Genomic DNA, 14147 nt, shown 5'->3' with positions numbered 1-14147 from the left:
CATGAACTTCAGGGCTGAAGCTACCAAGATCAAATCAGCAAAGACCAAGGGCGGGAACGGTTGCTCCTACTAGCTTTTCCACCCCTCCTACTTGTCTTACTAGTCCCGCTACCTGCTTTAGCCGCCCGCCCACGCGTTTCTCCCCAAAGTGCTTTCCGTCAGGCAATAACACCCTCAGCATGGAATTGGGGGGACCAGCCCAGCGCCTCGACGGCCGGCCGGTGCCTATGACCTATTCGGCATTCGTGAAGAATCGAGTTCGTTGTGACTGTTCGTATCGGCTATGCATCCGGTGTCTACGATCTTTTCCATGTCGGGCACCTCAACCTGCTCAAACATGCACGGTTGCACTGCGACTATCTGGTCGCCGGAGTGGCTTCCACCGAAGCGACACTGCTCATGAAGAACAGAGAGCCTGTCGTGCCTCTTCACGAACGGCTTGAGATCGTCCGGAATATCCGGCTTGTCGACGAGGTGGTGGTCGACAACTACCCGGACAAAGTAGACGCCTGGCATGCAGTTGGCTTCCATGTAATTTTCAAAGGCGATGATTGGCGCGGAACAGAAAAGGGAAACCGCCTCGAAGCCGGCATGCTGGCGCTCGGCGTCGAGGTGGTGTATTTTCCCTACACCGTTCACACCTCCAGCACCCTGCTGCGGCGCGCGCTGAACCTGCTTGATAGCGGCCTTGAAGACAACGAGTCATTGAAGGCGTGAAATGCATGCAAATCGAAGTGCAGGGAAATCCGGAACCGGCACCGGGAATATTCCGGATGATCGCAGAGCGCTCTCCCGGCGCCAGGCCATCTTCCTTGGAGCATCGGGATTATTTCTGGCCGGATGCACGCCGGCCCGTCCGCCTGTTCAAGCTCCACCAATTCACACGGTAGCCACGCTATTCGAAAATGATCGTTTTATTGTGGCTCACCGCGGCTCAGGAGATAACTGGCCGGAACACACTATGCACGCCTATGAGCAGTCGGTGAATTCCGGTGTTCCGGCGCTCGAAGTTTCGGTGAACGCCACCAAGGACGGCGTGCTGGTGTGCCATCACGACCAAAGTGCGCTCAGAGTGACCGGGCAAGACCGCAAGGTCGCGGAACTTACCTATGCCGAGCTCAGCGGCCTCCGGGTCGATGCCCGCGCTTGGCTTGGCCCGTCGACGGCCCTTGAGCCTATTCCGAAGCTACGGGACGTCCTTGACCGGTTCGCGGCTTCGCATGTCATTTTCATCGAAGACAAACAAGGCACGAACACAAGAACGCTTCTTGACCTGATGGACAGCTACCCGAATTCCACCGGGCATTTCATCTGGAAGCAACCGGCCCCCGCCCTCCAGGTTGCGGCAGCCGCCAAGCGCGGCTACAAAACGTGGGGGTACTTCATGCCGGATGCCATTCCCCGTTTGGACGAGCTCGCCGCCGGATTCGATTATCTTGGCGTTTACCACACCGCCGATGACGCGACGGTCCGTAAGGTCGTGGCCTACGGCAAGCCCGTCATTTGCTGGGAAGTCCATACCCGTTCCGCTGCCAACCGCGTGACCAGCCTGGGCGTTCAAGGCCTGATGTGCTCAAACATCCCCTACGTGACGTCGGCGACCGCGGAACCTCAGGACACGTTCTCGACCGGTTCCCGGGCCGCCGGCGACCTTCCTTGGACTGTTGACCAAGGCTGGGGAGCCCAACCGGTGATCGACGCGGCGTCGGCATCAGTAGTGCTGGATAAGAGCGAGAACTTCAGCTACCGGCTGGGTTCAATGGGTCCTGTCACGAAAGAGATCCACAGCATTACGTTCGAAATGTGTTGGCCCCAGGAACTTCCGTCGAACCTTCAGCACGCCGGAATAGCTTTCGGGCAACAGGATGACACCCCCTACCGGGTGTTGGTGCCAAGCAGCGTCGGGGGATATCACCTGATCATTCGGCCGGCCGGAGAGCTGGTCCTGTACCGGCGCGACCCAGGCAATCCCGCCGGCACACGGCTACAGACGATCGCGACGTCACCCGTGAAGCCCGGGGAATGGATGCACTTCAAAATCGACGTTACGCCGTCCTCCATCCGGTTCTCGAGGGTAGACGGCGCCGGCTGGTCAGGAGAGACGATGGACCGGCAGTATCGCGGGGGCTACATCAGTCTCTGCAAGGATTACCCTGCCCCGGTCCCCGTCCAGTTCAGGGGTGTCACGGTCACCTAGACCAGATGCCGGGCAGGGCCGGCCACCCGCCGTGTTTCTGCCGCGCTCACCGGGCGTCAGCAGCCCGCCGGAGCTCGACTTCCGCCGCATCGGGCCGATGCAACGACGATTCTGTCCGGGAACGGGAACGGGATCTCGACACAACGGTGGCGGTCCCCCCGACGACAACCGCGGCCGCGACTGCCAGCGCAAACGCCCAGGCGGCGCCAACGGTGCCGCCTGCATACGCCAGGGCAAGAGGCAGCACAAGCGTCAGAAGGGCCAGAACTGCCCGCATGAGCGTCGACAGCCTGTTCGCCTGGACGGACCTGTAGTAGGCCAGCAAGACGGTGTAGGGAACCATCGCGACGTATTGCACCAAGTAAGGAAGTCGCAGCCCGGACGCAGCCTCCCAGGATGCGCCGAGCACCAGGGCCCCTATGGAGCCCGGCAGCAGCATGACGGCCGCGCCCCACAGCCCGGCCATGGCAGCCACGACCACAGCCGTTTCGATCAGCCGCATTCGAAAGACCGCAGTGCCCTTGGAGCGCACGAGCTCGGGAATGACAGCCATCTTGATAGCGGAAAAAGCGGTGTTGAGCGGCGAGAACAGCAATTGCGCCGCCCGCAGCGCACCCACGCCAGCAGCACCCAGAGGCAGCGCCAAGAGATACAGCACGACGAAGTTGGACGCATTGAGCGCTGAAAACTCCCCGAGATAGCGAAGCCCGGGGTTGCGGTTGACGCCCAGCCAGCGCCTGCCGTCGCGCAGCGAAGGCAGCACCCGCCCCAGCAGGAGTCCCAGGACCAATGCTGCCGCTGCGCCGCCGCCCCAGCACAGAACGACGGCCCACACGGCTCCGGTGGTGGACGCGACAACCACCATGGATGTGATCGACAAGACGGCCCACACAGCGTCGATGAGCAGCGCCCGCCATGGACGGTGCTCACAGATAAACATGTACCGGAGCGTGTCTTGGAGGAGCACGAAGGGCAGGCTCGCGGCGATGACAAACCAGATGAGGCGGGCCGATTGGTCAGCCACGACGGCGCCGGCCAGCAGCAAGGGAACCGTGGCCGCTGCGACCAGTACGCTGGCACCCAAAACGCCTCTTCTCACCGGGGGTTTCAGGGAGCCCGCGGCGGAGTATTTGACCAGCATTGTCTCTCCGATAAGCGCACGCTGGGCGCCCAGGAACAGGAGCAGCCCCGCATAGCCCAGGGAGAACTGACCGAACTGGCCAGGGGTCGCGACATTGGCCGTAATGGCTACCGCGACGAAGTTCGAGATGCTGGATACGGCCTGATCGCCGAAGGCGACATACCTGCTCAGGCGGGCCATCTAGTCCATCCTTGCCAGGGCACGGGAAAACTTCGCCACATAGGCGGCGCAGAAGACGCAATGGAAGATCGCCAGTGCCGCGTAGCTGGGCAGGAATATGCCGCTCCACGGCACGGTCATCAGGGCCAGGCACGTCACGCCGTAGTCGACTGGCAACGTGAGGATTGATCGCTTTATGGAAGCCCAGCCATCGTGGCCGGGAGGTGACGGGCGCTTCCCCGCCTGACGGGTCAGCTGATCGAACAGGGCGCCGGCGAAGAAGATTGTGGAGTTGGCGAAAAGGAACACGCCGCACAGCGCGGCCAGCTGCAGCGCCGGAATGGAAGTTGTGCGCAGCAGGAAGCAGAATACGGCTCCGTGCAGAACGACGATCCGCCCGCTGTCCAGCACATGGTCGAGCCACTCACCCAATTTTGAGCTCCGTCCCTGGAGCCTTGCCAGCTGCCCGTCTGCCGAGTCGAGGACAAACCCGGCGGCGAGCACTACTCCGACCAGGGCGGAACCTGCCCCGGTTCCTGCCCCGAGGGCCAGCCACAGCAACGCCCCGTAGGTAAGGAACGCCCCCGCGAAAGTCACCTGGTTTGGCCCGAACCGGGTGTTCCTGAGCGCGGCTGCGACCACCCGGCCGGCCGGCCGGTTGACGTACAGGCAGTACAGGGGCACCCCTTTCTTGCCCTTCTGCGCCAGGCTGAGCTCCCTGAAGGACTGGGCAAAACCGGGCCCTGCGGCATGTGGACGCTCGAGCTTGTCCGTACTCATTTCGTGTCACCTGGCTTTCGTTTGGTACTCACGCTCAGAACAGCAATGGCCAGGGCGAGGATCAGCAGCCTCCCCATCGACTGCAGCAAAGAGCCGCGGAGCAGGATAAACATGTACCCGGAGAAAATGGCGACGCCCAGATAGCCCACCGATCCGGCGGACAAGGCACCCGCGCCGAAGCCGACGTCGAGCCTTCTGCTCAGCAGTCCCAGCAGGGCGAATGTGACCGCCACCCCGAGGACTCCGAAATTGATCCAGGCCTCTGCCCACAGCGGGGACGACAGGTTGACGTTGGCACTGCTCATCCACTGGCCGACCTCAACACCGCTGTCGAGCGGTTTGGTCGGCCAGACGACGCGCGGCACCCAAAACAGCACGGCGCCCAGGAACTGGTACCCCCAGGTCAGTCCCTCATCCCGGGTGAACCCAAGGGTATTGGCGAGCATGCTGAACTGGTCATAGTCCTTGGTCGAGATCATCCGCCACACCGAGTCCGTCTGGAGCATGACGCCGGTCCCCGCCGCCCGGCGGGTGATGTCGCTTAGCGGAAAAAGGAAGATCGCCGCCACCACGCCGCCGACGATCGCCACGTTGAAGAGGGCTTTGCGTGACCCGATGAGCGGCATGACCAAGCCGAAAAGCACGGCCAGCGTCCAGTAACGGGAGTTGGAGATCGGGTTGTTGACGACGACGTTGAGCACCACCAGGCCGACTATTAATACGGTGTCAAGCAGGTTGAGGGAACTTCGGAGGACCCGGAATATGTGGATGTAGAAAATGAGCGCCACCAGGCAGGTTACGGAGCCGAAGGCGGAGATGATCGCCCGGGCGGCTTGCCCGCTGTCGGGGCTTACCTGGTCCAGGGCCTGGCTCGCCTCCTGCCGGCTGGCAAAGAACACGCTGATTCCGCCGACCTGAGCCACGTATATCAACCCGCCCAGGATCGCGGCTGCCGCAAAGATCCTCAGGGTTTCCATGCTCCGCAGCTTGCGCACGGGAGCCGGGCCGCCCAAGTTCTTGAAGAGTCTGAGGTGATAGGCCAGGTCGAAGCTGACGCAGCCAAGAAGAGTGATGGCGGTTGCCGCGTACAAGGTCGAGTCGTCGACCTGGACGGCAAGGATGGTTGACGCACCGGTTGACAATTGGGCCAGTGGAACCACGCCCAGGCAGATGTAGACGAACATCCAGAAGACACCGGCTACCGGGCGCACCTGGTCTTTCCAGAGAATGGCGCTCATGCGGAAAGCCGCGTAGAGGAGCACCGAATATCGGATGAGGAAGTCAGTGTCGCTGTAGGTGGCTTCCGACGTCGACCGCAGGATGAGCGGTATGGCGACGGCAAAACACAAGAAAGTCAGGATCGCCAGCGCCGCGCCGATTCCTGACTTCCTCTCGCCCGGCAGGCTGACCGGGCTCCGGAGGTCACTGCCGGCCAGCATCTATCGCCTCCGCATACAATCCCAGGAGACTTTCCGCGAGGGATTCGGCAGACCAGAGACCCAGGTGCAGCTCACGGGCCCGCGCACTCAGCCGGAGCCGCAGATCCTGGCTGGCCGCCACCGTGGCCATGGCTGCCTGGAAGGCCCCGGCCGTGGGGGCGGCGACAACCGCCGCTCCCGCTTTCTGCAAGGGCGCGGCCAGTCCACATTCCGAGGTCAGGATGATGGGCGTACCCACAGCCGCCGCCTCGATGATCACCATCGGGTAAGGCTCGTGGCGGGCGGGCAAAACGACGGCGGTCGCATGGGACAGCGCCTCCAGCACCTGAGGTTCCGTCAACTCCCCCGGAAGATCGAACCGGTCCCGGAAGCCTGATGCATCGATCAAACGGTGCACGCTCTCCAGTTCGCCTTGATCAGGTCCGGCAACCACGAACCGGGCTTCCGATCCCCCCCGCAGGAGGGCAATTGCTGCCTCGACGAACACCGTGGGCTGCTTGCGCGCCGCCAGCCGCGAAACAAACAGAAAGGTGGGGGTCTGCGGGTCTTCCCACACGGTGCCGGGGTCGGCTGTAGCGTTCACCACCCGGCGCATCTTCGTCCTGGGCACGCCGAGGGACTCAAGGTTCTTTTCTTCGGCCTCCGTCAGGGTCAGCCATATTTGCGGCGTCCGCATCGCCCGCCGGAAGATCAGCGCATCGAACACCCGCAACCCGCGCGAACGCGGTGCTGCAAGCATGCCGTGGGCCTGCGCGATGACGGGAATGGCAGCACCGCGGAGCACCAGGGCGCTGAAGGTCGTGATGAAGTCGCGGCAGAGGTGCAGCTGGACGACGTCGACCTGGCGGCTCCGGTCCCAAACATGCCTGACGAGGCCAACCCCAATCAGGCCCCTGAGACGCGCGCCCCGGAAAGGGCGCCGGACGCGGAAGATTCTTTCATGCGGTTCCGGTCGAGTGGCCGGCCGGCCGCCGAGCCAGCCGCCGACGAGTTCAACAGCGGCACCGTGGCGCACCAGCGCTGCACTCTGCATGCGCGCGACCGCCCAGACGCCGCCCGCGACGGCCCCCGGGCCGGCCAGGCCGCCGATCTGCAGCACGCTCAGGGGCGGCCTCGACGATGCGCGATTTTCAGACATGCTCAGCCAGCCGATGGCCGTTTTGCTGTAGTTCGCGGGTTTTCAGGCCGATCTGCCAGTAGTACGTAGCCAGGGCGACGGCGTAGTCCAGGCCGGCCCGTCCGTCCAGGAAGCCGCGCCGGACGATGTAGCTGTAGACCCAGAAGGCAACTGGTTTGAACGGGACGACATCAAAGCGCTGGCCTTGCTGGCTTTTCGACGAGCGCACCGAGCGCCGCATGGCCGGGTCGGCATGGATGTAGGCCTCCCAGTCGGAGTACTTGTTGTGCCTGTCGAACCAGGTGCGGACCGGATCCAGATCGTGGTGTGCCAGCAGGCCCGCTGTGCGTCCCACCTCACCCGTCGCCTCTGGCTGGTAGTGCACTTCCAGCTCTGTCATCACCGGGAGATTCACCAAACCAGTGTCCTCATAGCGGTTGAAGCCCCGCTTTAACAGCGAACGCTTGACCACCCGGTGGCCGTGTTTGAGAACCTTCCCGGCGAAGTGATAGGAGATGGGGATGTCGAAAGCCACACGGCGTTCCAGTGGATCCGAGACGATGACGGCGATTTCCTCGATCAGTTCCCGGCTCGGAAATTCGTCGGCGTCAAGAAACAGGATCCAGGGGTGGCGCGTCGGCGCATGTTCAAGCTGCCACTGCTTCTTCTGCGGGTAGGCTCCGTTCCAGGTGAAGTTAATAACGGTCGCACCGCCGGCGGCGGCAAGTTCCGCGGTCCGATCGGCGCTGTTTGAATCGACCACGATGACCTCGTCGAAGTCGCTCAGTGCCGCCAGGCACCTCTCGATGCTCGCCTCTTCATTTTTCGTCTGAATCAGGACCGAAGCTGGTATCTTCTGCATTCACTTCCCCCTCGAGAGTGGATTGCCGATAGTCTTTGCGAATGGATTTTCTGAAGAGCACAAACAGGACCAGATCATCCTTCCGGTTCCGTCACGTGAAAGAAGTTGGATTTGGCCTGCTGGCCGTCGTGGCGGTCATGATTGCTGTGCTGGCATTCACCGCGCGGGGCAACGGGGCCGGTCCCTCGCCGGCTCCAGCTGCCAGCACGCCGGAATCGAGCCGTGCCGCGGTACCGAACGTTGACATCATCGGCGACTCCTACGTTGTTGGCTCCGACCAGGGTGGCTACGGAGCAGCCAACTGGGCAAAGATCGTCGGGTCCCGCTTTTACTCGGAATCCCACCCGGTCGACATGAACGTCATCGGCCATCCCGGCGCCGGGTACATCGTCAGGGGAACCGAGAAAGTCACGTTCGCCGAAGCCGCCACCACCAGCCTGCGCTCGACGGCAGATCTGGTTCTCGTCTTCGGGAGCAGGAACGACGGTAAGCAGGACCCTGCAACAATGGCCGCGGCTGCGACGGACCTCTACACAAAGATCCACGAGCGGGCGCCCCACGCGAAGCTGATCGTCGTCGGGCCGGCCTGGGTCAACGAGCGGGTGCCGGACTTCATCACCAGTGACAGCAAGGCGATCGCCGGGGCAGCGTCTGCCGGAGGCATTCAGTTCGTCGACCCGTTGAGCGAGCGCTGGTTCTTCGGCGCCGATTCCAAGCTCATCGGCGCCGACGGCGTCCACCCGACCGACGCCGGCCATCAGTACCTCGCCGACAAGATGTATGCGTTGATTTCCAAGACCCTGGCCACCATGGCTACCCCCTAGGATGCATTGTGCCATCACAGGACATCATTTCCCCGGAACCGTTCCCTGATCACTGAGGGGCCCGGCACCCGCCCGTAGACAGCATTCGGCGGGATGTCACCTCGGACCACGGTGAGCGGCTCCACGACGGCTGACTGGCCAATGTGGGCTCCGCCGAGCACCATGCAACGCGAGGTGACCCATGCACCATCGTCAATGTAAACGGGGCTGGTTATCAGGCCCATGTCGCTGCGGGCCCGGTGGCTTCCCGTGGTGATGAAGCATTCCTGTGAAACCACAGCGTTGGCGCCGATGTAGACATCGTCCTGGTTGTGGAACCAGACGCCCTCACCAATCCAGCAGCCGGCCCCGATGTGCAGCTTCCACGGAAACTTGACGCGGGTGCGGGGCCGGAATGTGACGCCCGGACCGATCTCGGCGCCGAAAGCCCGCAGCACGGCGACCCGAAGCCGTGAACTTATCTGCCAAGGGTTGCTCACGAACAATAGCTCGCAGGCCCCCCACAGATAGACAATCGCCCGTGGCCGGTCCCAGGCTTCACCGGCGCCCGGCGCCTGAGCCAGGTCAATGACAGGCGTCTGCCGCCCTGGTCCGGCGTCGGGCGATGATTGTGCTGGCATCAGGACACCGCCTCGGCAGTCTGCGCGGACCCTTGTGGTGCCAGACGGCGGTCCGCAACGGCTTTGGCCAGCACTTCTTCGAATCGGGTGGCGATCGGACCAATACCAAACCGCTCGACGGAAAGCTGGCGGCTTCGCTCTCCGGCGGAGACAAGTGCCCCTGGCGACTGGACCATCCCCTGGAGCCAATCGGAGGCACCCACCACACCCTGAGCGTCCGGAGTCCCGACATACCCGCCGGCCGCCCCGATGTCCACGGCCGCTGGATTGTCCCGCGGCATGAGTCCCAGGACGGGACGGCCGGCCGCCAGGGACGAGAGCACCTTGCTGGGTATCGAAAACTTTGACGCCCCGGGCTCAAGGAGGGCCAGGAGCACATCAGCGGAGCTGAGCATTTCAGAGAGTTCGGAAGCAGGCTGGAACGGCAGCAGGGTGATCGGCAATTCCGGCTGCCGTTCAGCGATCTGGCGCACGGCTTCAATCCCTTCCCCCTCCGAGGCGACCACGAGGCGCGCCGGGATGCCCTTGCCCAGGGCGGCGCGCAGGAGGTCAATCAACAGCAGCGGGTTGTGCTTCCGGCCGAGCGTTCCGGCATAGAGCAGACGTATCTCCCGGCCCTGCGGGAGATGGGAGCGCGCCCACCCGTTGTCCCTTGGCCCGGGCAGGATCTCACCGAGCGGCGCCCAGTTTGGAATGACAGAAACGTGGCGCACATCGAGGCCCCAGCGCCGGTACGCCCGGCGGAATTCCTCGCCGATTGCGACGACCTGGCTGGCACTGCGGACCAGGTTCTTCTCCGTGCTGGTGACCCATCGCTGCGCTGCCGGACCCACAGCCGCAGGCAGCCGCTTCCTGATCTCTTCTCCGATGGCTCTGCTGAAGAGGTCCTGATGCCACAACACCCAGGGCTGCCCCGACTTGGCCATCGTTGAGCTGAATCTGTTCAGGACGAACAACGGAACGTTGCATGCCACGACGCAATCGGGACGGGCCTGCTCGAGGTGGCTGACCCAAGCTTGGGCAAATGACTTCTCGAACCGCATCCGTCCCAGCGGCGAATACTTCTCGAAGGTCCTCACGGCGGTGATTCCGCGGAAAGTCAGCGCGTCCGGGTCACCGTCCAGGCGCTCCAGCTTTCCCTTGCCACTGGGGTACTGGGTCGCGTAGGCGTGTTCGACGTCGTGTCCCCGCGCGGCGAGTTCCCGGGAGAGCTCCGCCTGGAATGGGTGCCCGGCGAAGTCGTGAATATGGATGCGCACGGGGGTTCACCCCTGCGCCTTGAGCTGGTCGAAGATCCACTCGTAGGTCTTTTCCAGTCCCGTCCTGAGCGTGATGGACGGCTCCCAGCCGTACGTGGCATGGAAGAGAGTGTTGTCGCTGTTCCGCCCGCGGACTCCCTGCGGGGCGTCGAGCTTGTAGTGCCTGGTCACCACGGTGCCGGAGATCTGCTCGAGGAGATCCACCATCTGGTTGATCGAGACCAGCTCAGAGGATCCGAGGTTGACGGGCTCGGTCAAATCGCCGTGCAGGACGTCTTTAGTGCCCTGGATGCAGTCGTCAATGTACATGAAGCTGCGGGTCTGTTCCCCGTCGCCCCAGATCTCAAGATTGGTGTCGCCTGTCAGTGCCGCCCGTGCGAACTTGCGCGAGAGTGCGGCCGGCGCCTTCTCCCGCCCACCGTCCCAAGTGCCGTGCGGGCCATAGACGTTGTGATACCGGGCGATCCTGGTCTGCAGCCCGAAGTCCTCGCGGTAATGCCGGGCCATACGCTCGGTAAAGAGCTTCTCCCATCCGTAGCCGTCTTCCGGCTGTGCGGGGTACGCGTCTTCTTCACGCAGTGCGATGACGTTAGACGACGTTTGATGTCCGGCAGCATAAACGCAGGCAGAGCTGCTGTAGAAGAACCGCTCAACGCCTGCTTCCTGCGCTGCCATGAGCATGTGGGTGCTGGTGAGCACAGTCAGCATGCAGGCCGCCTTGTTGTTTTCAATGAAGCCCATGCCGCCCATGTCGGCGGCGAGGTTGTAGACGTACTGCACGCCCCGGTTAGCCTCGCGGGCCGTCTCCAGCAGCGAGCAGTCGCCCTGGATGTTCTCCGCCTCCGGGTGCACCTGGTACCACTCTGCAAAAGGCTTGCGGTCTACTGCCCGGACTGATTGTCCCTCTTTGAGGAGTTGGGCCACCAAATGGCCTCCGATGAATCCACCAGCCCCCGAAACAAGTGTGGTCATTGCCTTGCCTTTCTCAATTTTGTAGAACAGAAAACCTCGGTTTGTCAGTAGGCCCCGACCGGATTGATGAGCATCTTTGCTGTGCGCCAAAGGATGATCAGGTCTCCGGCCAGCGACCAGTTTTCGACGTAGTACAAATCCAGTCGGACGCTGTCACGCCAGTTCAGCTCCGATCTCCCATTGATCTGCCACATGCCTGTCAGGCCCGGTTTGATGTAGAGCCGCCGGAGCACCTTGTGGTGGTAGTTGTCGACCTCGCGCTGCAGCGGGGGCCGTGGACCGACCAGGCTCATGTCGCCCTTAAGGACGTTCCAGAACTGCGGCAGTTCGTCGAGGGAGTGCTTGCGCATCCAGCGGCCGACCCCGGTGACCCGCGGATCGTTGTGCATCTTGAAGAGCACACCCGCGCCCTCGTTGTGTTCCAGGAGCCCGGCGAGATCGTCCTCCGCGGTTTCGACCATCGACCGAAATTTCAGCATGTTGAATTTCTCACCGCCGCGACCTACCCGTTCCTGCCTGAAGATCACGGGCCCGGGGCTGTCCCGCTTGATCATCACCCCGAGGACCAGAAACACAGGGATGAGCGCCACCAGGGCCGCGGCGGCCAACGTGATGTCGAACAGCCTCTTCAGAGCATGCTTGGCGCCGGCGTACTGCGGCAGTTCCACGTGCATGAGGGGCAGACCCTCCACGGGACGGGAGTGGATCCGGGGACCTGCGACGTTGGTCAGTCCGGTGGTGAGGATCAACTGGGTGGACGACTGTTCCAGCTTCCATCCGAGTCGTTGTATGTAACGGCTGCCGCCCTTCATGGGTCCGGCCACGATGACAGCATCGGCGTCCACGGAAGCCACTGCTTCCACGACGCTCCGCTCGTCTCCAATGACGTTGAGGACATGGCTGCCCTGGGTGAAGGTGCCGGCGCCGGTGGACCCGGAAAGTGCGACACCCACGACCTTGTACGCCGCACCAGACTTCTTTTCGATCTGGCTGACGACGTACCGGACGTCATTCGGCCGGCCCAACACGATCACGCGCGAAAGGTAATGGCCGTGAACCCGCTGCCTGGACAGCCACTGACGCATGCTCCAGCGTGCCGCGAGCAGGCCGGTCAGCCCGGCGGGCAGGGCCAGCGCGAAGAATCCCCGGGCCACGTCGATATTCAGGACAAAGCAAACCAGAGCGATGAGGCCCAGAAGCATTGCGCTTGCGCTGACGACCCGCCTGTATTCGTCGATTCCGATTCCGACGATCCGCGTGTCCCTGCTCTTGTACAGCCCCAACGCAAGCATCCAGGCGGCCGCGATGACCACCGAAATGTAGAGGTAATCCACTCGGAGCTCGCCCACTTGCACCGAACTTACTGTGCTCAACCCGAACCGGGTGATGTGGGCCGCCGCAGTCACCGCCGCAATGACCAGGGCGTCTGCGGCTATCAGCAGATGCCGATAACGGTTTGCCCAACGAATGCCCTCGTGACGGGAGCTGCTCGCAAGCCGGAGTTTCGCCGACCTGAAGTCGGGAAATGGGATGGGCGGGGCTAAGGCTGCCGCGCCGGCAGCAGACCTCGGTGAATCTTGCGTTCGTGGGGTGACCCGGACATGATCCGGGGATCGATACCCCGTATGGACCGGAACGCGCTGCTTGAGCTCACTCATGCTTGCCGCCAATGGCGCCAACCGGACCGCTGAACCCGGCCGTCCGGCGGCCCTGATGCCGCGCCAATTGCCTGGCCCGCGGGTGGCCTTGATCCGGCACGTTTGGCTGGGCAAACCCACCCGTTGGCAACAAAGGACGGGCCACCATCCACTTTTGGTCGTACATGTGAGACCTTCTAGCGACTCGGTTGGCTGTGGTCTCCTCCAGTAAATTCGATGGCTTTCTGCTGCACACGAGTGTGGCCTACCCCTCTTGAGTTGGTGGACCACTCGTCAAATTCGCCGCCACCGGCGGACTACTTGCGCTCATTACCCGGATTCGAGACAGCACTACCCATTTCGGGGTGCGGTTTCGGCTCGCTTTCTGTGCACATGAACGAGGTGTTCCCACAGCGTTTCGGGGAAATGACGGGCCCGGATGCCGGGATCAGCGATCTTCAGAGCGAGGGACACCGCAGGCGCGCCATCCGGTCACAATCGCGCAACCCTGGCGCGGTACCGGCCAGGCGAGCGCGGGGTGTACAACCTTGAACTCAGACTGAGGTAATGTAATCCTCGTTGATCGGGACTCACGGCTGGAATTCAGGCCGGTCCCTCTGCGGCTGTAGCTCAATGGTAGAGCGCTAGCTTCCCAAGCTTGATACGCGGGTTCGATTCCCGTCAGCCGCTCCACATACCCCGCAGGATCCCGGGCTCTTATTAGGTTGCTACCTGTATCGTCGGAAGTCAGGAACCTCTTCGGTTCCGCTACAGGAGCAATCATGGCTGACAAATCCCCCCGTCAAGCAGCATCCAAAAAATCCGGCAAATCCATTAAGGAAAAGCGCGCTGACAAGAGGGCCGCTTCAGCGCCGGCCAGCTCCCTCGATAAAGTGACCGCCGCAAAGACGGCGAGCCCCAAAAAGAAGTGACCCGTTCACCGAATTACCTCACGCTCGGTATCCTCGCCGGCACACGCAAACCGGACGAGCGGCGCCTCCCGATCCACGCCCTGCACCTGGACCGCATCGCGCCGGAGATCCGGGACCGGTTGATCCTCGAGGAAGGCTACGGCGAGCGCTTCGGCCGGTCCGACGCCGATCTTGCACCCCTCGTGGGGCGCATCGCGCCCCGACAGCA

Annotated in this window: 13 protein-coding genes, 1 tRNA gene and 1 pseudogene; 6 read left to right on the top strand and 9 right to left on the bottom strand. The window is 63.0% G+C overall.

Features of this window, described 5'->3' with window-relative positions; genetic code table 11:
* Positions 1–264: 264 nt before the first annotated feature.
* Together Y706_RS0102860 and Y706_RS0102855 are read left to right on the top strand one after the other, a co-directional pair.
* Positions 265–717, top strand: coding sequence for an FAD synthase family protein (locus Y706_RS0102860; protein ID WP_028275378.1), 453 nt, complete (start codon positions 265–267; stop codon positions 715–717).
* 1 nt (position 718) lies between these two features.
* Positions 719–2197, top strand: coding sequence for a glycerophosphodiester phosphodiesterase (locus Y706_RS0102855; RefSeq protein ID WP_084475884.1), 1479 nt, complete (start codon positions 719–721; stop codon positions 2195–2197).
* 46 nt (positions 2198–2243) lie between these two features.
* On the opposite strand, the gene Y706_RS0102850 is transcribed toward Y706_RS0102855, so the two are convergent.
* From Y706_RS0102850 to Y706_RS0102830, 5 genes are read right to left on the bottom strand one after another with little or no spacing between them, the layout of a single operon-like run.
* Entirely contained in the window at positions 2244–3518 is a 1275-nt protein-coding gene (locus Y706_RS0102850; protein ID WP_028275376.1) for an MATE family efflux transporter, read from the bottom strand.
* Complete coding sequence (locus Y706_RS23290; protein ID WP_043434411.1) at positions 3519–4277, bottom strand: CDP-alcohol phosphatidyltransferase family protein; 759 nt, start codon at positions 4275–4277, stop codon at positions 3519–3521.
* The gene (locus tag Y706_RS0102840) at positions 4274–5716 is read right to left on the bottom strand and encodes a hypothetical protein (RefSeq protein ID WP_028275375.1); all 1443 of its coding nucleotides are present in this window, start codon (positions 5714–5716) and stop codon (positions 4274–4276) included. The genes Y706_RS23290 and Y706_RS0102840 overlap by 4 nt, the downstream gene beginning before the upstream one ends.
* Complete coding sequence (locus Y706_RS27375) at positions 5700–6854, bottom strand: glycosyltransferase (protein ID WP_084475881.1); 1155 nt, start codon at positions 6852–6854, stop codon at positions 5700–5702. The genes Y706_RS0102840 and Y706_RS27375 overlap by 17 nt, the downstream gene beginning before the upstream one ends.
* Positions 6847–7695, bottom strand: coding sequence for a glycosyltransferase family 2 protein (locus Y706_RS0102830; RefSeq protein ID WP_028275374.1), 849 nt, complete (start codon positions 7693–7695; stop codon positions 6847–6849). Before Y706_RS0102830 ends, Y706_RS27375 begins: the two co-directional genes overlap by 8 nt.
* 95 nt (positions 7696–7790) lie before the next feature.
* On the opposite strand from Y706_RS0102830, the gene Y706_RS23280 reads away from it, so the two are divergent.
* On the top strand, positions 7791–8519 hold the full coding sequence (locus Y706_RS23280; RefSeq protein ID WP_162159055.1) for an SGNH/GDSL hydrolase family protein: 729 nt from the start codon (positions 7791–7793) through the stop codon (positions 8517–8519).
* A gap of 14 nt (positions 8520–8533) precedes the next feature.
* Here the strand turns inward: Y706_RS23280 and Y706_RS23275 are convergent, their stop codons facing one another.
* From Y706_RS23275 to Y706_RS0102805, 4 genes are all read right to left on the bottom strand, one after another.
* Entirely contained in the window at positions 8534–8998 is a 465-nt protein-coding gene (locus Y706_RS23275) for an LbetaH domain-containing protein (protein ID WP_253906678.1), read from the bottom strand.
* Positions 8999–9138: 140 nt separating this feature from the next.
* Positions 9139–10398: a glycosyltransferase family 4 protein gene (locus Y706_RS23270; RefSeq protein ID WP_043434405.1), complete on the bottom strand. Its 1260-nt coding sequence runs from the start codon at positions 10396–10398 to the stop codon at positions 9139–9141.
* 6 nt (positions 10399–10404) lie between these two features.
* Entirely contained in the window at positions 10405–11370 is a 966-nt protein-coding gene (locus tag Y706_RS0102810; RefSeq protein ID WP_028275373.1) for an NAD-dependent epimerase/dehydratase family protein, read from the bottom strand.
* Positions 11371–11414: 44 nt separating this feature from the next.
* A complete protein-coding gene (locus Y706_RS0102805) occupies positions 11415–12902 on the bottom strand; it encodes a sugar transferase (protein ID WP_043434532.1) in 1488 nt (495 codons plus the stop codon).
* 724 nt (positions 12903–13626) lie between these two features.
* On the opposite strand from Y706_RS0102805, the gene Y706_RS0102800 reads away from it, so the two are divergent.
* The 3 genes and pseudogenes from Y706_RS0102800 to Y706_RS27715 all read left to right on the top strand — a co-directional run.
* A tRNA-Gly gene (locus tag Y706_RS0102800) sits at positions 13627–13700 on the top strand.
* 89 nt (positions 13701–13789) lie between these two features.
* Positions 13790–13939 carry a hypothetical protein gene (locus Y706_RS29540; RefSeq protein ID WP_018774018.1) on the top strand — a complete coding sequence of 50 codons (150 nt, stop codon included), beginning with the start codon at positions 13790–13792 and terminating at the stop codon, positions 13937–13939.
* Positions 13936–14147 (top strand): annotated as a pseudogene (locus Y706_RS27715) (alanine dehydrogenase); the annotation flags it as partial. The gene Y706_RS29540 and the pseudogene Y706_RS27715, both read left to right, overlap by 4 nt.

The organism is Arthrobacter sp. I3 (assembly GCF_000520575.1).
GTDB classification, from domain to species: Bacteria; Actinomycetota; Actinomycetes; order Actinomycetales; family Micrococcaceae; genus Arthrobacter; species Arthrobacter humicola_A.
This window is presented reverse-complemented; position numbering and strand designations above follow the sequence as displayed.

Coding starts and splice junctions, on each gene's coding strand:
- Y706_RS0102830 (WP_028275374.1), bottom strand. CDS start 7,695: ATGCAGAAGATACCAGCTTCGGTCCTGATTCAGACGAAAAATGAAGAG.
- Y706_RS27375 (WP_084475881.1), bottom strand. CDS start 6,854: ATGTCTGAAAATCGCGCATCGTCGAGGCCGCCCCTGAGCGTGCTGCAG.
- Y706_RS23290 (WP_043434411.1), bottom strand. CDS start 4,277: ATGAGTACGGACAAGCTCGAGCGTCCACATGCCGCAGGGCCCGGTTTT.
- Y706_RS0102840 (WP_028275375.1), bottom strand. CDS start 5,716: ATGCTGGCCGGCAGTGACCTCCGGAGCCCGGTCAGCCTGCCGGGCGAG.
- Y706_RS0102855 (WP_084475884.1), top strand. CDS start 719: ATGCATGCAAATCGAAGTGCAGGGAAATCCGGAACCGGCACCGGGAAT.
- Y706_RS0102850 (WP_028275376.1), bottom strand. CDS start 3,518: ATGGCCCGCCTGAGCAGGTATGTCGCCTTCGGCGATCAGGCCGTATCC.
- Y706_RS0102810 (WP_028275373.1), bottom strand. CDS start 11,370: ATGACCACACTTGTTTCGGGGGCTGGTGGATTCATCGGAGGCCATTTG.
- Y706_RS29540 (WP_018774018.1), top strand. CDS start 13,790: ATGGCTGACAAATCCCCCCGTCAAGCAGCATCCAAAAAATCCGGCAAA.